Source organism: Streptococcus cristatus (assembly GCF_019685515.1).
Classification (GTDB): domain Bacteria; phylum Bacillota; class Bacilli; order Lactobacillales; family Streptococcaceae; genus Streptococcus.
The window spans coordinates 1,287,938-1,308,410 of record NZ_JABFFN010000001.1; the positions used below are offsets into that span (position 1 = coordinate 1,287,938).

Here is a 20,473-nt window from a genome sequence, read left to right on the forward strand (position 1 = left end):
GACAGGAGTTTTCTATTCACCTAACTATCAAAATCACTTAGGTATTCATAACGTTCGTATTTTTCAAGAAGTTTTTCGTTTTTCTCGTCTAGCTCTTTCTGAAGAGTCGCTAATTTGCCAAAGTCAGAGCCATTTGCCTGCATCTCTTCTTCAATAGCAGCGATACGATTTTCCAAGGCTTCAATATCGCCTTCAATGCTTGCCCACTCCTGCTTTTCTTGGTAGGTCATGCGTTTCTTGTCTTCACGGACCTTGACCACTTTCTCCTTTTCGGCCTTTTGCACTTGATTGGCCATCTCTGTTTCAAAGGCTTTTTCATCAAGATAGTCGGTGTAATGGCCAAAGAAAATACGAATCTTGCCATTCTCAAAGGCGAGAATCTTGGTCGCTACCTTATCCAAGAAATAACGATCGTGGCTGACTGTCAAGACAGGGCCTGCAAAACTCTGCAAGAAATTCTCCAAAACTGTCAAGGTTGCAATATCTAGGTCATTGGTCGGCTCGTCCAAAAGAAGAACATTAGGTTTTTCCAAGAGCAGTTTGAGGAGATAAAGGCGTTTTTTCTCTCCACCAGACAATTTCTCAATCAAGGTTCCATGCGTCGAACGTGGGAAGAGGAACTGCTCTAGCAACTCTGCAATGGAAGTCGTAGAACCACCACTGGTCTTTATCTCTTCTGCTACTTCCTGCAGGTAATTGATAACGCGTTTGCTTTCATCTAGGTCCTCAATTTGTTGAGAGAAATAGGCGATGCGAACCGTCTCACCGATGATCACTTGGCCTTTAGTCGGCTCAAGACTTCCTGCGATGAGATTAAGCAGAGTTGACTTCCCGACACCGTTGTCCCCAACGATTCCGATACGATCTTTGGCTTGCACCAATAGATTAAAATCTTGCAAAATTGGCTTGTTTTCATAGGCAAAGGAAACATCCTGAAACTCGATGACTTTCTTCCCAATCCGACTGGTTTCAAAGTTCATGGTCAAGTCTGTATCAGCAACGCCACCTGAAACTTCCTTTTTCAAGTCATGGAAACGATTGATACGGGCTTGTTGCTTGGTCGCACGTGCCTGTGGTTGTCTGCGCATCCAGGCCAGTTCTTGTTTGTAGAGTTGTTCTTTCTTGTGGAGAAGGGCAGCGTCACGCTCATCTTGTTCAGCCTTGAGGCGAACATAGTCCTGGTAATTTCCCTGATACTCGGTCAAGCCTGCTCGGTCCAACTCGAAAATCCGCGTTGATAGTGCATCTAGGAAATAACGATCGTGGGTGATAAAGAGAACTGTCTTCTTAGAATTTTTCAAAAAGAGGGTCAGCCACTCAATGGTCGCAATGTCCAGGTGGTTGGTTGGCTCGTCCAGAAGCAAGAGATCGTGGTTTCCTAGGAGAACTTGCGCCAACTGAACCCGTCTTCTTAGACCACCTGACAATTCACCAACTGGAGTCGACAAGTCCTGAATACCTAGCTTGCTGAGGACCGTCTTGACCTGGCTTTCAATTTCCCAGGCTTGGAGAGAATCCATCTCTGCCATGACCCGTTCCAAACGAGCCTGCTTGTCCTCACTGTAGTTGAGCATGATCAACTCATACTCACGAATCAACTGGATTTCCTTGAGGTCGCTGGAGAGAACCGTATCCAAGACAGTCTTGCTATCATCAAAATCAGGATTCTGAGTCAAGTAGCCAATCTTGTAGTCATTCTTAGCTGAAAAAGGACTAACATCACCATCAAAGCCAGAAACGCCAGAAAGGACGTCTAAAAGGGTGGTCTTACCCGTTCCATTGACACCAATCAGACCGATTCTATCCAAGTCATGGATGATAAAGGAAATATCCTTAAAAACTGTCTTGTCACCAACGGATTTGCTTAGTTTTTCAACGATAAAATCACTCATTTTTTCTCCCTCAGGTAAGCATGGATAGCTTGACGATCATTTTCCAACTCTCCATCGACAATGGCAAACTCAATCTCTGTTAAAATCTCTCCCAAGTCTGGTCCTGGCTGGTAACCATATTCCTTAATCAAAATGCCACCATTAATCTGGATTTCTTTCTTATCATGAATGGTCAAACTATGGTAAGTTTCTTTGATGGTTTGTGGGTTGACTGCTTTCCCTTGGGCCTGACGAAGACTTTCAGCTTGTAGAAGGGAATTCAAGTCAAAGCGGTAACAATCGCGCTTGCTCAGCTCTCCTGCTTCTCGAAAAGCCAAAATAGTCAGCAAATCCTGTACTTGCTTTGCAAATTGACGTGAGGTCTTCCAATGTTTCAAAAATGGCTGTGCATCTTTAATCTCCAAAGCCCACAATAGAGCTGTCCAGGCTTGTTCAGAGGATTCAAAAGTGAAATCCGCCTCTAAATCAAACAGTCTGTTAAGCTTGTCTTGGCTTCCTGCCATATCTGGAAGATAGTCATAAGCTCGACTCTCAATCATGGAAGACAGACCAACTCGCCAAAAAGGTGCCCGCAAGAGTTTATCAAACTCAACGAAGGTGCGCTCCACAGAAATTTTCTCCAAGAGCGGCGTCAAAGTCTTCATCGCCTCAAAAGTTTCTGACTCAAGTTTAAAACCGAGACTGGCCTGAAAACGGAAACCACGCATAATCCGCAGAGCATCTTCGTTGAAACGTTCACTAGCTACTCCAACTGCTCGTAAGACTTGGTTTTCCAAATCCTCTAAACCCTGAAACAAGTCAATAATTTCGCCTGTCTCATCCAAGGCAAAGGCATTAACTGTGAAATCACGGCGCTTGAGGTCTTCTTCTAGCGAACGTACAAAGGAAACCGCGCTGGGTCTGCGATAGTCCACATAGACATCTTCGGTCCGAAAGGTGGTTACCTCATACTCCTCGTTCTCTTCTAAAACTAAGACGGTTCCGTGCTCGATTCCGATATCGGCTGTTCGTGGAAAAATCTGCTTGGTCTCCTCTGGATAGGAAGAAGTCGCGATATCCACATCGTGGATGGGACGATTGAGGAGGGCATCTCGAACAGAGCCCCCAACAAAATAGGCTTCAAAGCCTGCTTCTTTAATTTTTTCTAATACTGGTAAAGCCTTCTGAAATTCAGAAGGCATTTGCGTTAATCTCATAATAAGTGTTCTAATCCATAGACAAGCTCATGACGCTTGACAACTTCTTTGATTCCCAAATTGACCCCTGTCATGAAGGAGCTGCGATCATAGGAGTCATGACGAAGGGTCAATCCTTCTCCCTGATTGCCAAAGATAACTTCTTGATGAGCTACTAAGCCTGGCAAACGAACTGAGTGGATCCGCATGCCATCAAAATCAGCACCACGGGCACCCGCAATCAACTCTTCCTCATCAGGCGCACCTTGCTGGATTGATTCCCGAACTTCCACCATTAACTCGGCAGTTTTGATAGCTGTTCCACTCGGAGCATCTTTTTTCTTGTCATGATGGAGCTCGATAATCTCCACATTTGGGAAATATTTGGCAGCCTGCACCGCAAATTGCATTAGCAAGACAGCTCCCAAGGCAAAGTTAGGGGCAATCAAGCCACCCAGATCTTGTTCACGGGAAAATGCCTTTAGTTCTGCAATTTCTTCACTAGTGAAGCCTGTTGTTCCTACGACTGGAGCAAAGCCATTTTCAAGGGCAAAGCGCGTATTTTCGTAAGCAACGGCTGGTGTAGTAAAATCTACCCAGACATCTGCTTCAAATCCGGCTAAATCAGCCTTATCATTGAAGACAGGAATTCCCTGCCATTCTGACTCAGACTCAAACGGATCCAAAACCGCGACCAAGTCCAAGTCCGGATCAGCAAAGACCATCTGACAGGCAGCTTGGCCCATCTTTCCCTTAAACCCGGCGATAATTACTCGAATACTCATCTCTACTCCTGACTAAGATACAAAGGACGTTAGCTACCCATGAAAAATAGGGAATGGCGCTGACTTTCCACGAAAGGCAAGACAGGCATCTTTTTTCAAGAGGTAGGTAGTCCGTGTTCAATTTCTAAGATACAAAGCCTGTAAGAACATAAAGTGAAAATAGGAGTTCTGATCAAGGAGTGTCTACTCCTTGGAAGAACTATCTTTTTCACACAGGGTTCTAGGCGTGTTCAATTATCAAGATACAAAGGACGTTAGTTGCCCATGAAAAATAGGGAATGACGCTGACTTTCCACGAAAGGAAAGACAGGCATCTTTTTCAAGAGGCAGGCAGGCCATGTTCAATTTCTAAGATACAAAGCTTGTAAGAACAATCTAGACGACTGGCGTATAGCTTAAAGCGATACTACCTTCTCCAAGGTGGGTTCCAATGACACTACCAAAGGTATCAATTGGAATCTCATCAGTCACACCACTCTCCATCAAAAGCTGACGTAAGTCCGCTGCCTTTTGAGGAGCATTGCCATGGATGACTGTGATACGGTAATTCCCATCTTTTGTCGACTCTTTGATGATTTCCACCAAACGTTTGATTGCCTTCTTTTCTGTACGAACTTTTTCGTAAACTTCAATCACACCTTGGTCATTGAAGTAAAGAATGGGCTTGATACTGAGGAGATTCCCTAAGATGGCTGCCCCATTTGACAGACGTCCTCCCTTAACCAAGTGGTCGAGGTCATCTACTATGATAAAGGCTGAATTATCAGCAATTTGAAGAGCTAATTTCTCCTGAATCTGAGCAAAATCATCGCCCTGTTCTGCCCATTCAAAGGCACTCTCTACCATAAATCCTAGAGGGGAACTTGTGATATGGGTATCTGGAAAGGCAATGGTCAAGCCATCATACTCATCCAACATGTATTGGATGTTCTGATAAAAACCTGAAATCCCTGACGAAAGAAAGAGTCCCAAAACATGGGTATAACCTTGTCCTTTCAAGGAACTTAGAATCTCATCCAATTTGGCAATACTTGGTTGACTGGTTTTAGGCAATTCTGCAGACTGAGCCATTTTTTGATAAAATTCCTCAGCAGTCAGATTGACACCTTCAACATACTCCTCCCCATCAATATTGACAGGAATATCCAAGATAAATAGATTCTCTCTTTGCAGCGTCTTCTCCTCTAAATAGGCTGAAGAATCTGTAATGACAGCTAATTTCATGACTAAAACTCCAAATTGATCCCTGGAAGATCCAAGGCGATTTCTGTTACTTCATACGTCAAACGGTTGAGCATGTTCAAGCATGGACGTGCCAAGGTTTCAACTTCTTCTTGATTAAATTCACTTGGTTCGTTGACAATGCGACCTTCCACATGGTTAACTTGAGAAATTGTTCCGCTAATGACAAATTTGTCAAAGACAATCATAAAGCTCAAGATAACAACTAGCGAGGTTACTTGGTTTTCTTGGTCGTATTGGAGCAACTGGAAATTCACGTCTACCTTGGTTTCAGGAGCCCCATTTTCATTTTCCCATTCAAAGTTACGAGCATCAAAGTGATACTGGCTAACAAATTCTTGTTCTCGTTTAAGATTCATTTCTCTCTCCCATTGCTACAATTTACTATGCAATTGTACCACATTTTTATCATTTCATCTAGTTTTCTAGGCTTTAGTCAATACCGATCTCATCTTTAACAACAGTAGCAATCGTATCTACATAGTAATTGACTTCTTCTGTTGTAGGTGCCTCTGCCATAACTCGCAAGAGGGGTTCTGTTCCACTTGGGCGAACAAGGATACGGCCGTTTCCTGCCATTTCTCCTTCCATCTTTTCGATGATTGCCTTGATGGCTGGTACTTCCATGGCTTTTTCTTTCATAGCATTTTCCACTCGGATATTGACCAGTTTTTGTGGGTAAATCGTTACTTCTGATGCCAGTTGAGACAAGGTTTTACCGGTTTCCCGTATAACTTTTGTTAATTGAACGGCAGTTAACTGTCCATCACCTGTCGTATTGTAATCCATCAAGATAACGTGACCAGACTGTTCACCACCAAGGTTATAGCCTGATTTTCTCATTTCTTCGACGACATAGCGGTCACCAACCGCAGTGACTGCCTTATTGATGCCTTCACGATCCAAGGCCTTATGGAACCCAAGGTTAGACATAACCGTTGTCACGATGGTGTTTTGAGCTAACTGGCCTTTTTCAGAAAGGTATTTCCCGATGATGTACATGATCTTATCACCATCAACGATGTCGCCATTTTCATCAACAGCAATCAAGCGATCACTGTCTCCGTCAAAAGCCAAACCGATAGCTGATTGACTTTCTTTCACTACTTCTTGAAGAGCTTCTGGGTGTGTAGAACCCACATTCAAGTTGATATTAAGACCATCTGGTGTCTCACCGATAACTGTCAACTGAGCACCAAGATCAGCGAAAATCTGACGGGCACTTGTAGACGCTGCACCGTTTGCTGTGTCCAAAGTCACTTTCATTCCCTCAAGAGGCGTTCCAGTTGAAACAAGGTAGCCTTCATACTTACGCAAACCTTCTGGATAGTCCACCAAGGTTCCTAAACCTTCTGCACTTGGACGAGGAAGAGTATCTTCGGTAGCATCTAGCAGGGCTTCGATTTCAGCTTCTTTTTCATCATCAAGTTTGAAACCATCCCCACCAAAGAACTTAATTCCATTATCAAGGGCTGGGTTGTGGCTAGCGGAAATCATGACACCTGCACTGGCTCCCTCGGTTTTGACTAAGTAAGCTACTGCTGGTGTTGCAAGGACACCAAGTTTGTAGACGTGAATCCCTACAGAGAGAAGACCTGCCACCAAGGCTGATTCTAACATTTCTCCCGAGATACGTGTATCACGTCCTACAAAGACTTTAGGGGCTTCTGTTTCGTGTTGGCTAAGAACATATCCACCAAAACGGCCTAGTTTAAAAGCCAATTCTGGTGTCAGTTCTACGTTTGCTTCTCCACGGACTCCATCGGTCCCAAAATATTTACCCATTTTATTTATCATCCTTTTCTATTATTTATTATTGTTTAGACGAATCTGATTTTGTTTCTGAACTCGTTGAAGACGAACTGCCTTCTGAGGAACTTGTTGACGAGTTACTTGAACTAGACGTTGCTGTTTTTGTTGTAATTTTCATAGTTGTGTCAAACGGCATAATGACGCTTGGTAAGACATTTCCATTTTTATCGACTGCTTGTAGAGGAACAGAGGACGAGTAGTTTCCAGTTATCCGTTCACTCGTCGGTAAGATAGCAATGACACGATCTACTTTGGAGAGGGTTTCTTCATCACTAATAACCGTTACTTTTTCATCTGATACAGTAACGGTATCGATTTTCACGCGAGAATCAATCTGACTAGGGTCAATCTCCGGCACAACAATGACATTGTCTCGTTTTGCTTTTTTACCGACCTTCACTGTTATCTTTTGCGGTGTCGCAACAGCCGTCAAACCGCTCGGAAGATTTTCAATGGTTAGAGGAACTTCGATAGTTCCTACACTGGCATCAGAAAGATCAGCCGTCACCTTAAATTTGCGGGTACTTTCCTGCATCTCACTCGCCAAAGCAACTCTATTTGACCCTGTTAGAAAGACCGTCACCTCAGATGTAAAACCACTGATAAAATACTGATCACTGTCATACTGAATATCAATTGGGACATTAAGAACTGTGTTTGTATAAGTCTCCGTCCGCACCTGTCTGGCACTGTTGCTATTCTGATAGTTTGTCAATGTTGCATAGATAAAGAGAATGCAGGCGAAAAAGAAGGAAGAAATGATGTATAGACTATTTTTTCTCATGTTTCAATCCTCCTAGCAAGCGCTCTTTCAGACCTTGCTTTTTCTCTGATTTTGGAAGTAAGATTCTTCTCAATTCAGATTCAAACTCTTCCAAGGTCAAATCATGCTTAAAGACTCCATTATAGGTGATGGAGATTCCACCCGTTTCTTCCGAAACCACAAAGGTAAGAGCATCTGATACTTCCGACAAACCAATCGCCGCCCTGTGACGCGTTCCAAACTCCTTGGAAATCCCGGTATCTTCAGTCAAGGGTAGATAGGCTGAAGTTACAGCAATTCGGTCTTCCTTGATAATGACAGCACCATCATGCAAGGGAGTATTGGGAATAAAAATATTGATAAGCAATTCAGCCGAAATTTTAGCATCTAAAGGAATCCCTGTCGAGATATATTCCTGCAAGGTTCTCACTCGCTGAACCACTACAAGCGCCCCAATCTTACGAGGACTCATGTATTCAACTGATTTCACAAATGCACGAACCATCTGTTCTTCCGCACTGATAGGGGCATTGGAGAAGAAATCAGTAGCTCGACCTAATCTCTCCAAACCAGTCCGAATCTCTGGCGAGAAGATAACCACCGCTGCGATGACCCCGTAGGTGATAATCTGATTGATCAACCATGAAATGGTCGTTAAGCCAATCATATTGGACAGAATCTGACCTAGAATAAAGACCAAAACTCCCCGAACCAATATCATGATTTTAGTCCCTGCAATCGCTTTAGTAAAATGGTACAAAATATAAGTCACAATCAAAATATCAATCAGATTGATGACTATCGTCCAAGGACTTGAAAACAAACTTGTCCAGTATTGCCAATTGGATAATTGTTGAAAATTCATCCCTGGCCTCCTCCCTGTCAAAACACTTTCCGTACTATTATACCATTTTTTGCCCATTTTTTCCCTATCCTACCTCATTTTAAATTAAGCAAAAATATGATAAAATAAACTGATTAGAAAAAACGAAGGAGAAATCATGTCTCAACTCTATGATATTACCATTGTAGGTGGCGGTCCAGTCGGACTCTTTGCTGCCTTTTACGCCCACCTACGCCAAGCCAAAGTCCAAATCATTGACTCCCTTCCCCAGCTAGGTGGCCAGCCTGCCATCCTCTATCCTGAGAAGCAAATCCTTGACGTGCCAGGTTTCCCAAACCTTACTGGAGAAGAGTTGACCAATCGCTTGATTGAACAGCTAAACTGCTTTGAAACGCCTGTTCACCTCAACGAAACTGTTCTTGAAATCGAGAAACAAGATCAAGGTTTTACAATTCAAACTAACAAAGGAAGCCACCTGACAAAAACAGTCATCATTGCCATGGGTGGTGGCGCCTTTAAACCACGTCCACTAGAATTAGAAGGTGTTGAGAGCTATGAAAATATCCACTACCACGTTGCCAACATCCAGCAATACGCTGGGAAAAAAGTGACCATCCTTGGTGGAGGGGACTCAGCAGTTGACTGGGCTCTAGCTTTTGAAAAGATTGCCCCAACTACTCTTGTTCACCGTCGAGATAATTTCCGCGCCTTGGAACATAGTGTGCAAGCCTTGCAAGAATCATCTGTGACCATCAAGACACCGTTCGTCCCTAGCCAACTCCTTGGAGATGGCAAAACACTCGACAAACTAGAAATCACCAAAGTCAAATCAGATGAAACCGAAACTATCGAAGTAGACCACCTCTTTGTCAACTATGGTTTCAAATCATCTGTCGGAAATCTTAAAAACTGGGGTCTGGACCTCAACCGTCACAAGATTATCGTCAATAGCAAGCAAGAATCCAGCCAAGCAGGTATCTACGCCATTGGGGACTGCTGCTACTATGAAGGTAAGATTGATTTAATCGCTACAGGACTGGGTGAAGCTCCAACAGCTGTTAACAATGCCATCAACTACATCGACCCAGAACAAAAAGTGCAACCAAAACACTCGACCAGTTTATAAGAAAAGAACCACGGATCAACGATTCGTGGTTTTATAATTCATCTGCGATCTTGTTTATTTTTCTAAGTCTGTGGTTGACACCACTTTTAGTCAGGGGATTGCTCAGGCTATCTGCCAACTGCTGGATGGAGTAGTCTGGATGCTGAATTCGCAACTGAGCCACCTCTTGCAAATCCACGGGTAAATTTTCCAAACCCATTCTATCTTTGATTTTACTGATATTGTTGATAGTCTTCATACTAGCAGAAACCGTTCGAGCGATATTGGCTGTTTCAGCGTTATTGGCTCGATTGAGATCATTACGGGTTTCACGCAAAATCTTGACGCGCTCAAAATTATCACGCGCTTGCATGGCCCCAATCACGATCAAGAAATCCATGATGTCCTCTGCACGCTGGAGATAGGTAACTGCACCTTTCTTTCGCTCAATAACCTTGGCATCCAGTAAAAATTGCTGGAGGAGAGAGGCTAGTCCTTGGGCGTGGTCCAGATAAACGGAACTGATCTCCAACTGGTACTTGCCAGACTCAGGATCTCGGATGCTGCCATTTGCCAGAAAGGCCCCACATAAGTAAGCACGTCCAGCTTCTTCATCTGCTAGAATATCAGGATCAATACCTGTCTCCAAACCAAAGAAGGAATCCGCAAGCCGCAAATTAGCTAAAAGCTCCTGCACTCTCTCATCGGTATAGACAGTGTAAACTCGGTTCTTACGAAGATTGCTTCTCTGATGGTGACGAATCTCTGATTTGATGTCATAAAAATGGAGAAAGGACTCATAAAGGTGACGAGCCAACTTGGCATTTTCAGTCACAACAGACAAGGTCAGGCCAGAAGTCGAGAGACCGATGCTACCAGACATCTTGATAATGGCCGATAGTTCATAACGACTGAGATGGTGTTGACCAAGAATTTCTTCTTTTACTGCTACTGTGAAACTCATTTTCTCACCTGTATAATGCGCATCAATTCGTCTACAATCAAATCGCCATCATGGAAGGCCCCTCCATTTTCCAAACGAAGGAAGTTGGATGAAATCACACGAGGGACCTGCTTGCAAAGACCAGCAAAATCATGCTCTACCTGAACCAAATATTCATCAAAACGGTTGGTATCCATGTATTCTCTAGGAACCTTTTCGATATTAACCAAGACCGTATCAATAAAAGGCCGACCTAAGTGTCGATGGAGGACTTCCACGTGGTCACTGTCTGAAAAGTGCTCTGTTTCCCCACGCTGGGTCATGATATTGCAGACATAGGCGATCTCTGCCTTAGTCTCCAGTAGAGCCTGCCCAATCTCCTCAATGACAATATTGGGCAAAATCGATGTAAAGAGGGAACCAGGTCCCAAGACGATCATGTCACTCTCGAGAATGGTATTGACTACTCGACGGCTGGCTTGCGGTGTTTCATCATCCAAGGTATTGGTCACATAGACATGGTCGATCATGCCTGGATGATCTGCAATGTGGCTCTCACCTGCCACCTCAGAACCGTCTTTAAAAACTGCATGCAGTGTCAGAGGCTGATCGCTTGATGGGTAAATTTTTCCTGTTGTGTGGAAAAAGAGACTTAGCAGCTGCATGGCATTATAAGTGGACCCTTGCATTTCAGATAGGCCAGCAATGATAATATTTCCTAGCGGATGACCTGCAAAAGCTCCAGCCTCTTCTGAGAAGCGGTACTGAAAAACTTTCTCATAAAATTTAGGCATATCCGACATGGCTACCAGGACATTGCGAAGATCTCCTGGTGGTGTCAGCTGTTGGATATTCTTTCTTAGTTCACCAGAAGAGCCACCATCATCAGCTACCGTTACGATGGCTGCGATATCAACATCCTTTTCTCGCAAGCTTTTCAAAATGACGGGGATACCTGTTCCTCCACCAATTACCGTTATCTTTGGTTTTCTCATGAACGGTTTACCGTTTCCTTTCTTCTGTCTTTGTCACGATGGCTTTCATTGACAGGCCAGTTTTTAGCAAGGTCCTCAGCAATTCGTTTGGCAAAGGCCACACTACGGTGCTGTCCACCTGTACATCCTACTGCGATAGTTAAAACAGACTTGCCTTCTTTTTTGTAACTTGGCAAAATGGGCTCAATCAAGGCGAGTAAGTGCTGATAGAAACTTTCAGACTCTTCATGATGCATCACATAGTCATAAACTGCTTGATCCTCACCTGTCTGATTGCGGAGTTCCGGAAGGTAGTATGGATTTGGCAAGAAACGGACATCAAAGACCAAGTCTGCATCGATAGGAATACCATACTTGAATCCAAAAGACATGACTTCGATACGGAAAGACTGGGCCTGTTCTTGGTCTGAAAATTGCTCAGCAATGGTTTTACGAAGTTCACGCGGAGTAAGTTCTGTCGTATCCACCACATTTTGGCTCATGTTTTTCAAAGGTGCCAAGAGCTCGCGCTCCAGCTTGATGCCGTCCAAAATCCGACCATCCGCTGCTAGAGGGTGACTCCGTCTGGTTTCCTTGTAACGGGCCACCAATTCCTTATCTTTTGCATCCAAAAAGAGAATTTTGAAATCCAAATCATCTTGGTTTTCCAATTCATCCAAAACTGCCTGAATCTCTGAAAAGAAGGAACGGCTCCGCATGTCCACAACCAAGGCCAGTTTGTGGTCATCATCCTTGGTCTCTACCAACTGCAAAAACTTTGGCAAGAGGGCTGGTGGCATATTGTCAATCGTAAAATAGCCCAAATCCTCGAAGGACTGAATGGCTACGGTTTTCCCTGCGCCACTCATCCCTGTCACAATCACCAGGTGAAGTTGTTTCTTTGTCATCTATCTCTCCTTATATCAAAAAAAGTTTGGCAGAGCCAAACTTCAACTAGCTTATCCAATCTCTGCGATCACTTCAATTTCGACTTTTACATCACGAGGAAGACGTGAAACCTCTACAGCTGAACGAGCTGGAAATTCCTCTTTAAAGGCAGTCTGGTAAACCTCGTTAAAAGAAACAAAGTCGTTCATATCGCTCAAGAAGCAAGTTGTTTTGACAACATGGTCAAAGTCTGTTCCTGCTTCAGCCAAAATAGCACCGATATTTTTCAAAACTTGTTCGGTCTGTTCTTGGATCGTTTCTCCTACAATTTCTCCAGTTTCAGGAGATAGAGGAACTTGACCGCTAGCAAACAAAAGATTGCCAACGATTTTCCCTTGAACATAAGGTCCGATAGCCTTTGGAGCCTTGTCTGTATGAATTGTTTTTGCCATTTCTTTTCCTCACAATTTTTCTAATATTGCATCCCAAGCCTGATCCATCCCTGCCTTGCTGACAGATGAAAAGAGAATGAAGTCGTCACTTGGGTCAAAGTTTAATTTCTTTTTGATTGCTGATTCATGCTTGTTCCATTTACCACGAGGAATCTTGTCCGCCTTGGTCGCAACGATGATAACCGGAATCTCATAATACTTGAGAAATTCGTACATCTGCACATCATCTGATGACGGGTCGTGGCGGAGGTCCACCAAACTGACCACGGCACGGAGATTTTCCCGAGTTGTGAGGTACTCCTCAATCATGCGGCCCCACTTTTCACGTTCCTTTTTGGAAACACGGGCATAACCATAACCAGGTACATCCACAAAGCGCATCTTGTCATCAATGTTAAAGAAGTTGAGCAGCTGGGTTTTCCCAGGTTTCCCTGATGTACGGGCAAGATTTTTGCGGTTGAGCATGGTGTTGATAAAGCTAGACTTGCCAACATTTGAACGCCCTGCAAGGGCAATCTCTGGCAGGTCATCCTGCGGATAATGAGATTTATTGGCCGCACTGAGCAAGATTTCAGCATTGTGTGTATTGATTTCCATAGTCACCTCTAGGCTGTTTCCAGGATCGGTTTATCCGTTCCATCAACAGCTTCTTTCGTGATGCGGACCAATTTCACATTTTCCTGACTCGGTACTTCAAACATAACGTCTAGCATGGTTTCTTCGATGATTGATCGAAGACCACGCGCACCAGTTTTGCGTTCGATGGCTTTATTAGCGATTTCTTGAAGGGCTTCATCGTCAAATTCCAATTCAACATCATCATAAGAAAGCAAGGTTTGGTATTGTTTGACCAAGGCATTTCTTGGTTCTTTCAAGATGCGAACCAAGTCATCGGCCGTCAATTGTTCAAGAGCAGCAAAGACAGGCAAGCGTCCAATCAACTCAGGGATAATCCCGAATTTTTGAATGTCTTCTGCGATGATTTCTTGCATGTAGGAGCTATTTTCATCAATCGCCTTGTTATTTTGGCCAAAACCGATGACTTTTTCCCCCAGACGTTGTTTGACGATTTCTTCGATGCCATCAAAGGCACCACCCACAATGAAGAGGATGTTCTTGGTATCTACCTGAATCATCTCTTGTTGTGGATGTTTGCGTCCACCTTGAGGTGGCACACTAGCAACAGTTCCCTCGATAATCTTGAGAAGGGCTTGTTGTACCCCTTCACCCGAAACGTCACGTGTGATAGACACGTTCTCGCTCTTCTTGGCAATCTTGTCAATTTCATCCACGTAGATAATCCCACGCTCTGCACGTTCGATGTTAAAGTCAGCAGCCTGCAAGAGTTTGAGGAGGATATTTTCAACGTCCTCACCCACATACCCAGCCTCAGTCAGAGCTGTCGCATCTGCAATAGCAAAAGGCACGTTCAAGCTCTTAGCCAAGGTCTGAGCAAGGAAGGTTTTCCCAGAACCAGTTGGGCCAATCATCAAGATGTTTGACTTCTGCAAATCCACATCTTCTGACTCTTCACGCGTATCGTGGAAATTGATGCGTTTATAGTGATTGTATACAGCCACTGCCAAGGCACGTTTGGCACGATCCTGACCAATCACATAGTGGTTCAAGATATTGAGGAGCTCGATTGGTTTTGGCACTTCAGACAAGTCTGCCAAAACTTCTTCGGCCAACTCCTCCCGAATGATTTCCTGGGCCAACTCCACACATTCATTACAGATAAAAGCGTTGTTCCCAGCGATTATTTTCTTTACTTCTTCTTGGCTTTTGCCACAAAATGAGCAATAAACCATCATATCATTTTTCCTATTTGTAGGCATGATTTCCTTCCATTCTAATTTATCATTCTATCTAAAATAAGTTCATGTAAAAAGCATGAATACTGTTTACCAAATTGGTAAAGGCATTCAACCAGAGTAAGGCAGACAGTCCATAGCGCTTCTTACGAAAAGCCTGTGCTCCAGTCAAAATACAGATTACACACAAAAAAGCTGTGAAAAATCCAAATATACTGCGCTCCATTAGACTTCCTTTCTATCTCGGTATTCGATGGTAAAATCATAGTCATTTTTCTCATCTCGGGTGTAAGATTTGCTTGAGACTGTCTCAAAACGTGACAAGTCAAACTCCTCAGGAAAATAGGTATCTCCCTCCACCTGAGCATGAATCTGTGTCACGATAATTTCATCTAAATACGGCTCAAAAGCCTGAAAAATCTGCTTTCCGCCGATGATATAGAGATTTTTTTCCTGACTCTGATACCACGCTAAAACAGACTCCACATCTTGAAATACGAGCGCCCCATCTATGACTTCTTCGCTATTGCGCGTTAAAATCAGGGTTTGCCGTTTTGGAAGCAGACGACGTCCCATGCCATCAAAGGTCACTCGCCCCATCAGTATAGCATGATTTAAAGTTGTTTCCTTAAAATGTTGCAACTCTGCCGGCAAATGCCAAGGGAGACGATTTTCCTTCCCAATCACACCTTTTTCATCCTGGGCCCAAATGGCTATGATTTTCTTTGTCATGCTTCCGTCCTTTTTATTGATATTACTATTTTATCAAAATTCTCCCAAAAAGACTGTTTTGAAACGCGCGCAAAAGAGAGAAAAGGAGCAGGCTTCATTTAGCCTGCTCCTCTCGTCCCTAGGACATATATTTTTTTGCTTCTGATTCAATTTTTTCGACCACTTCTTGGATACTTAGTCCAGTTGTGTCGAGGTAAACTGCATCCTCAGCCTGTTTGAGAGGCGAGGTTTCACGATGACTATCTTTGTAGTCACGTGCCGCAATTTCCTCTTTCAAAGTTTCCAAGTCAGTTTCAATCCCTTTAGCAATATTTTCCTTGTAACGACGCTCTGCTCTTTCTTCAACAGAAGCTACTAGGAAAATCTTAAGTTCAGCTCGTGGTAAAACAACTGTCCCTATATCACGCCCATCCATGACGATGCCACCTTGCTGAGCAATCTCTTGCTGGAGCGAAACCAGTTTCTCACGCACTTCAGGAATGGCAGCAATGCTTGAAACCTTGTTGGTCACTTCATTTTCACGGATAGGATGAGTGATATCCACATCCCCTACAAAAACAAGTTGATCACCTGTTTCTGAACGTCCAAAACTAATGGGATGTTGATCAAGCAATTCCAAAAGTTGCTCTACTTTTCCTGCATCCAACTGGTTTTTGAGAGCTATATAAGTCGCAGCACGGTACATAGCGCCCGTATCAAGATAAGTATACCCAAAATCTTTAGCGACAATCTTTGCAACCGTACTCTTACCACTGGAAGCTGGACCATCAATAGCAATTTGAATTGTCTTCATTCCCGACTCCTATCTTGTCTTGATCACATCACCTGGATTGGCAAACCAAGATCCAGATGACATATGAGAAGGATTTAACGCTTCCAACTGGGCAATGGAAATCCCTGCACGCTGAGCAAGAGCTGCCTCACCCTCTCCAGGATGCACAGTGAGTGTTCCCTCTCCTTCTGTGTGTTCTTCTGAACTGCTCTCTGAAGGAGTTGTTTCAGAAGAAGATGTTTCTTCTACCTTGCTACTTGAAGATGACGATGCTTCTACTTTAGAACTTGAACTTGTAGAAGGAGACGATGTATCATAGAAGTCCTTCAAAGATGAAGTACGATTGCTTCCTCCGGTTGATAAGTAAATCAATACAACTACCATCGCTACAACGATCACAAAGAAGAGGCTAGCTAGAACTGTTAAGACACGATTCGCAACAGCGCCTTTTCCTTTTTGTTTACGGCGACGACGCTCTGATCTTGATTCTTCCTCACTATTTTCATAGATATCTTCTTGCCATGGTTCCTTTGCCATACCTTACTCCTTGTATTTTTTAAACTTTCTTATTACAATATAAATATGAAACTCACACTTATACCTGAACGGTGCATCGCCTGCGGGCTTTGCCAAACCTATTCTGAACTCTTTGATTACCATGATAATGGAATCGTTCGATTTTGCGATGATCCAGTTGAATTGCAAAGAGAAATCGCTGAGACCAGAGATGTTCTGGAGGCCATCAAAAATTGTCCTACACGTGCACTTCTAAAAGATCCATCATAGTTTAAAAGGGAGATTGATTTTGTAGATTCTCTTTATCACTTTAATCCCTTCACCTACTAGTTTAGCATATTTCTAGGTAAAATTATAGTCTTTTCCGGTTATTTTTTCCTTCAAAAATAGAAAGATCACTTTTTTCTTTGATGAGGTAGAGTGGTCTTTTTTTGGTTTCCAGGTAAATCTTACTGATATACTTGCCCAGAATCCCAATAGTCAGAAGTTGAATCCCCCCAAGAAAGAGAATGACAGCCATCAGAGAGGTCCAGCCAGATGTTGGATTTCCCAAGATAAGAGTCCGAAACACTACAAAAACAGTCATCATAAAAGAAATAAAACAAGATAGAAGTCCAGCTACAAAGGCTATACTCAAGGGGAAATCTGAAAAATTGAGAATCCCTTCAATCGAGTAGAAAAAGAGCTGTCTAAAACTCCAACTGGTCTTGCCAGCCTGTCGTTCAACGTTTGGATAATCAAGATAGTGCGTTTTAAAGCCCACCCAGGCAAAGAGCCCTTTAGAGAACCGATTGGACTCGGTCAGGGTTAAAATAGCATCTACCACATACCTTCTCATCATCCGGAAATCACGGACGCCTGAGGGCAGAGCCACTGGGCTAATTTTTTGCATGAGGCGGTAAAAAAGATCAGCACAGAAACTGCGAAAGAAGGGTTCTCCCTCCCGACTAGTTCTCCGTGTCCCAACACAGTCCAAGTCTGCATTTTGGTCTAGTAAGGCTTTCATCTCAAGTAGCATACTGGGGGGGTCCTGGAGGTCTGCATCCATCACGACCACCAGGTCTCCAGTCGCATGCTGTAAACCTGCGTACAGAGCTGCCTCTTTCCCAAAATTTCGCGAGAACGAGATATAATGCACCGCAGGATTTTGCTCCCGATAAGCCTTCAAAAGCTCTAAGGTCCCATCGCTTGAGCCATCGTCTATAAAGACATACTCGACCTCTGCTCCAAAGTCAGGAAGAAAACCTTCAACAGACTGATAAAAAAGAGGAAGTACTTCCTCTTCATTTAAACAGGGGACAATGATCGAAATCATCATCCTAGTCTTCAAATCCATTTGGATGCTTACTTTGCCAACGCCATGCGTCTTCACACATTTTCGTGATATCAAATTCTGCTTCCCATCCGAGTTCTGCTTTGGCTTTTGCAGGATCTGAATAGCAGGCAGCGATGTCTCCTGGGCGGCGTTCTACGATGCGGTAAGGAATTGGATGTCCCACTGCTTTTTCCATATTTTGAATAATTTCAAGAACAGAGTAGCCTTTGCCTGTTCCAAGGTTATAAATGTTAAGGCCAGACCCTTTTTGGATTTTTTGAAGAGCTGCAACGTGACCTTTAGCCAAATCGACAACGTGGATATAGTCACGAACACCAGTTCCATCTTCCGTATCGTAATCGTCTCCGAAGACTTGCACTTGCTCTAATTTTCCAACAGCTACCTGAGTCACATATGGTAAGAGATTGTTTGGAATTCCATTAGGATTTTCTCCCAAGTCTCCACTTTCATGCGCTCCGATTGGGTTAAAGTAACGAAGCAAGACCACATTCCATTCTGAGTCTGCTTTGTAGATATCAGTCAAGATTTCTTCTAGCATGAGTTTGGTACGACCATACGGATTGGTCACTGAAAGTGGGAAATCTTCTAAGATTGGAACTGTGTGAGGATCTCCATATACTGTCGCAGAAGAACTGAAGATGATATTCTTACAGTTTGCTTCTTCCATAACTTTTAAAAGACTAAGAGTTCCAGCGATATTGTTGTCATAGTAGGCAAGAGGGATACGGGTTGATTCGCCAACAGCCTTCAAGCCCGCAAAGTGAATCACACCAGTCGGTTCTTCCTGCTTGAAAATATCTCTGAGAGTATCTGTATCACGGATATCTGCCTCATAGAAAGGCACTTCAACCCCTGTAATCCTCTCAACAACTTCTATACTTTTACGATTGCTGTTGACAAGATTATCCACTACAACCACTTGATGACCTGCTTGGATCAACTCAATAACAGTGTGGGTCCCGATAAAACCAGCACCACCCGTTACCAAAATTTTTTCTTGCATCTTTTTTCCTCGATTCTCGAATTATTTTTTCTTATTTTACCATTTTTGATAGGGAATGTCATTTGCCATCCTAGAGGGGAGACTAAAATTTCAGTAAAATGCTTATACTCTTCTACTCTTCGAAAATCTCTTCAAACAACGTCAGCTTCACCTTGCCGTGGATTGGTATGGTTACTGACTTCATCAGTTCGATCCACAATCTCAAAACAGTGTTTTGAGCTGACTTCATCAGTTCGATCTACAACCTCAAAGCCATGCTTTGAGCAGCCTGTGGCTAGCTTCCTAGTTTGCTCTTTGATTTTCATTGAGTATTATTCGCTTTTTACTCGTTTGACATAGTTTGCAATTGGATAGTTTACTGGGTCCAGAGTCAATTCCTTGTCTTGGATCAGTTGAGCTAAATGGTAACCAATGATAGGGCCGGTCGTGAGGCCTGATGAACCTAGACCACTAGCCGCATAGACACCTGCTAAGCCTGGCACCTGTCCAAAGAAAGGGGAGAAATCACTGGTATAGGCACGGATTCCCACACGCTCAGCTCTGGAAGTTGCTTTAGCTAAGGCTGGATAGTGAGGTAAGGCTGCCTCCTCCATTTGTTGGAGCAAGGTTTCATCTACTGTCAAATCAAATCCCATATCATTTTCATGAGTAGCGCCTAAGGACAATTTTCCACCTGTAAAAGGAATCAAATCCCACTCCCCTTCTGGCATGACAACAGGGTAAGCTTCCATGTCTTTGGAAATCTGATAATCTCGGAGTTGCCCCTTTTGGGGACGAACATCTACTTCATATCCTAAAGGCTCCAAAACGTCCCCAAACCAAGCTCCCGTCGCTAAAATAACCTGTTCAAACACCTCTTCGCCAATCTGATAGCCGGATGCTAAAGGCGTCAGACTCACTTTTTCTTTGACCAGCTTTACCTGACTGGCTTCTAGCAAACGAGTCACTAAGAGGTGGCCATCGACTCTCGCTCCACCAGAAGCATAGAGCAGGTGGTCAAATCCCTGCAAGCAAGGGAATAATTCATTTGCAGACGCTTGGTCCAGAATAGCTAACTGGCCTATCAAGGGAGATACTTCCCTACGCTGAAGGGCTAGTTGATAGAGTTCTTCAAGCTTGGATTCATCCTTTTTCAAGAGAAAAACTCCTGAGCGTTGGTAAAAGTCGATTTCCTGGCCAGACTTTTCTAAATCAGCCAACAAATCCATATAAAAGTCAGCCCCCAAGCGTGCCATCTTGTACCAAGCTTTATTGCGGCGTTTTGAAAACCAAGGACTGATAATTCCTGCTGCAGCCTTGGTTGCCTGACCTTGACTATGGTCAAAAACGGTCACCTCTAGGTCGCTTTCTTTTGAGAGATAGTAGGCAGCTGTTGCTCCCACAATCCCTGCTCCAATAATGGCAACTTTTTTCATTGTCTTCACC

At 43.5% G+C, this 20,473-nt stretch carries 22 protein-coding genes; 2 read left to right on the forward strand and 20 right to left on the reverse strand.

Annotated elements, in window-relative coordinates; all coding sequences use genetic code 11:
- Nucleotides 1-20: 20 nt before the first annotated feature.
- The 8 genes from FOA33_RS06170 to cdaA form a co-directional block, all read right to left on the reverse strand.
- Nucleotides 21-1,892 (reverse strand): ABC-F family ATP-binding cassette domain-containing protein, encoded by a 1,872-nt coding sequence (locus FOA33_RS06170; protein WP_221161003.1) that lies wholly within the window; start codon nucleotides 1,890-1,892, stop codon nucleotides 21-23.
- Nucleotides 1,889-3,088: a CCA tRNA nucleotidyltransferase gene (locus FOA33_RS06175; RefSeq protein ID WP_221161004.1), complete on the reverse strand. Its 1,200-nt coding sequence runs from the start codon at nucleotides 3,086-3,088 to the stop codon at nucleotides 1,889-1,891. The genes FOA33_RS06170 and FOA33_RS06175 overlap by 4 nt, the downstream gene beginning before the upstream one ends.
- Nucleotides 3,085-3,852, reverse strand: a complete 768-nt coding sequence (gene dapB, locus FOA33_RS06180; RefSeq protein ID WP_221161005.1) for a 4-hydroxy-tetrahydrodipicolinate reductase — start codon at nucleotides 3,850-3,852, stop codon at nucleotides 3,085-3,087. Before dapB ends, FOA33_RS06175 begins: the two co-directional genes overlap by 4 nt.
- Before the next feature lie 375 nt (nucleotides 3,853-4,227).
- Nucleotides 4,228-5,076, reverse strand: a complete 849-nt coding sequence (locus FOA33_RS06185) for a DegV family protein (protein WP_221161006.1) — start codon at nucleotides 5,074-5,076, stop codon at nucleotides 4,228-4,230.
- Between the two features lie 2 nt (nucleotides 5,077-5,078).
- On the reverse strand, nucleotides 5,079-5,453 hold the full coding sequence (locus FOA33_RS06190) for a DUF1149 family protein (protein ID WP_001050095.1): 375 nt from the start codon (nucleotides 5,451-5,453) through the stop codon (nucleotides 5,079-5,081).
- Between the two features lie 73 nt (nucleotides 5,454-5,526).
- On the reverse strand, nucleotides 5,527-6,879 hold the full coding sequence (gene glmM / locus FOA33_RS06195; RefSeq protein ID WP_221161007.1) for a phosphoglucosamine mutase: 1,353 nt from the start codon (nucleotides 6,877-6,879) through the stop codon (nucleotides 5,527-5,529).
- Between the two features lie 28 nt (nucleotides 6,880-6,907).
- Nucleotides 6,908-7,690 carry a CdaR family protein gene (locus FOA33_RS06200; protein WP_001230922.1) on the reverse strand — a complete coding sequence of 261 codons (783 nt, stop codon included), beginning with the start codon at nucleotides 7,688-7,690 and terminating at the stop codon, nucleotides 6,908-6,910.
- A complete protein-coding gene (gene cdaA / locus FOA33_RS06205) occupies nucleotides 7,677-8,534 on the reverse strand; it encodes a diadenylate cyclase CdaA (protein ID WP_221161008.1) in 858 nt (285 codons plus the stop codon). The genes FOA33_RS06200 and cdaA overlap by 14 nt, the downstream gene beginning before the upstream one ends.
- Nucleotides 8,535-8,670: 136 nt before the next feature.
- Here cdaA and FOA33_RS06210 point away from each other — a divergent pair, with 136 nt between their 5' ends.
- Complete coding sequence (locus tag FOA33_RS06210) at nucleotides 8,671-9,639, forward strand: NAD(P)/FAD-dependent oxidoreductase (RefSeq protein WP_221161009.1); 969 nt, start codon at nucleotides 8,671-8,673, stop codon at nucleotides 9,637-9,639.
- A 31-nt stretch (nucleotides 9,640-9,670) separates the two neighbouring features.
- Here FOA33_RS06210 and whiA read toward each other — a convergent pair whose 3' ends face one another.
- From whiA to FOA33_RS06255, 9 genes are all read right to left on the reverse strand, one after another.
- Nucleotides 9,671-10,582 carry a DNA-binding protein WhiA gene (whiA, locus tag FOA33_RS06215; RefSeq protein WP_221161010.1) on the reverse strand — a complete coding sequence of 304 codons (912 nt, stop codon included), beginning with the start codon at nucleotides 10,580-10,582 and terminating at the stop codon, nucleotides 9,671-9,673.
- Nucleotides 10,579-11,556: a YvcK family protein gene (locus tag FOA33_RS06220; RefSeq protein WP_001231059.1), complete on the reverse strand. Its 978-nt coding sequence runs from the start codon at nucleotides 11,554-11,556 to the stop codon at nucleotides 10,579-10,581. The genes whiA and FOA33_RS06220 overlap by 4 nt, the downstream gene beginning before the upstream one ends.
- Nucleotides 11,553-12,443, reverse strand: coding sequence for an RNase adapter RapZ (gene rapZ / locus FOA33_RS06225; RefSeq protein WP_221161011.1), 891 nt, complete (start codon nucleotides 12,441-12,443; stop codon nucleotides 11,553-11,555). The genes FOA33_RS06220 and rapZ overlap by 4 nt, the downstream gene beginning before the upstream one ends.
- A 51-nt stretch (nucleotides 12,444-12,494) precedes the next feature.
- Nucleotides 12,495-12,875 carry a RidA family protein gene (locus FOA33_RS06230; RefSeq protein WP_221161012.1) on the reverse strand — a complete coding sequence of 127 codons (381 nt, stop codon included), beginning with the start codon at nucleotides 12,873-12,875 and terminating at the stop codon, nucleotides 12,495-12,497.
- Between the two features lie 9 nt (nucleotides 12,876-12,884).
- Nucleotides 12,885-13,472 (reverse strand): ribosome biogenesis GTP-binding protein YihA/YsxC, encoded by a 588-nt coding sequence (gene yihA, locus FOA33_RS06235; protein ID WP_221161013.1) that lies wholly within the window; start codon nucleotides 13,470-13,472, stop codon nucleotides 12,885-12,887.
- An 8-nt stretch (nucleotides 13,473-13,480) separates the two neighbouring features.
- Complete coding sequence (gene clpX / locus FOA33_RS06240) at nucleotides 13,481-14,713, reverse strand: ATP-dependent Clp protease ATP-binding subunit ClpX (protein ID WP_009755265.1); 1,233 nt, start codon at nucleotides 14,711-14,713, stop codon at nucleotides 13,481-13,483.
- Nucleotides 14,714-14,914: 201 nt separating this feature from the next.
- Nucleotides 14,915-15,421 (reverse strand): dihydrofolate reductase, encoded by a 507-nt coding sequence (locus FOA33_RS06245; RefSeq protein ID WP_220107168.1) that lies wholly within the window; start codon nucleotides 15,419-15,421, stop codon nucleotides 14,915-14,917.
- 118 nt (nucleotides 15,422-15,539) lie between these two features.
- Nucleotides 15,540-16,214: a (d)CMP kinase gene (gene cmk, locus FOA33_RS06250; RefSeq protein WP_033584442.1), complete on the reverse strand. Its 675-nt coding sequence runs from the start codon at nucleotides 16,212-16,214 to the stop codon at nucleotides 15,540-15,542.
- 9 nt (nucleotides 16,215-16,223) lie between these two features.
- Nucleotides 16,224-16,730, reverse strand: coding sequence for an SAG1386/EF1546 family surface-associated protein (locus tag FOA33_RS06255; protein ID WP_001040924.1), 507 nt, complete (start codon nucleotides 16,728-16,730; stop codon nucleotides 16,224-16,226).
- A 45-nt stretch (nucleotides 16,731-16,775) separates the two neighbouring features.
- Here FOA33_RS06255 and FOA33_RS06260 point away from each other — a divergent pair, with 45 nt between their 5' ends.
- Complete coding sequence (locus FOA33_RS06260; RefSeq protein WP_165442223.1) at nucleotides 16,776-16,979, forward strand: ferredoxin; 204 nt, start codon at nucleotides 16,776-16,778, stop codon at nucleotides 16,977-16,979.
- An 82-nt stretch (nucleotides 16,980-17,061) separates the two neighbouring features.
- Here the strand turns inward: FOA33_RS06260 and FOA33_RS06265 are convergent, their stop codons facing one another.
- The 3 genes from FOA33_RS06265 to FOA33_RS06275 form a co-directional block, all read right to left on the reverse strand.
- Nucleotides 17,062-18,027 (reverse strand): glycosyltransferase family 2 protein, encoded by a 966-nt coding sequence (locus tag FOA33_RS06265; RefSeq protein ID WP_259664480.1) that lies wholly within the window; start codon nucleotides 18,025-18,027, stop codon nucleotides 17,062-17,064.
- Between the two features lies 1 nt (nucleotide 18,028).
- Nucleotides 18,029-19,048: a UDP-glucose 4-epimerase GalE gene (gene galE / locus FOA33_RS06270; RefSeq protein WP_096422563.1), complete on the reverse strand. Its 1,020-nt coding sequence runs from the start codon at nucleotides 19,046-19,048 to the stop codon at nucleotides 18,029-18,031.
- A 311-nt stretch (nucleotides 19,049-19,359) separates the two neighbouring features.
- On the reverse strand, nucleotides 19,360-20,463 hold the full coding sequence (locus FOA33_RS06275; protein ID WP_221161015.1) for an NAD(P)/FAD-dependent oxidoreductase: 1,104 nt from the start codon (nucleotides 20,461-20,463) through the stop codon (nucleotides 19,360-19,362).
- Between the last annotated feature and the right edge of the window lie 10 nt (nucleotides 20,464-20,473).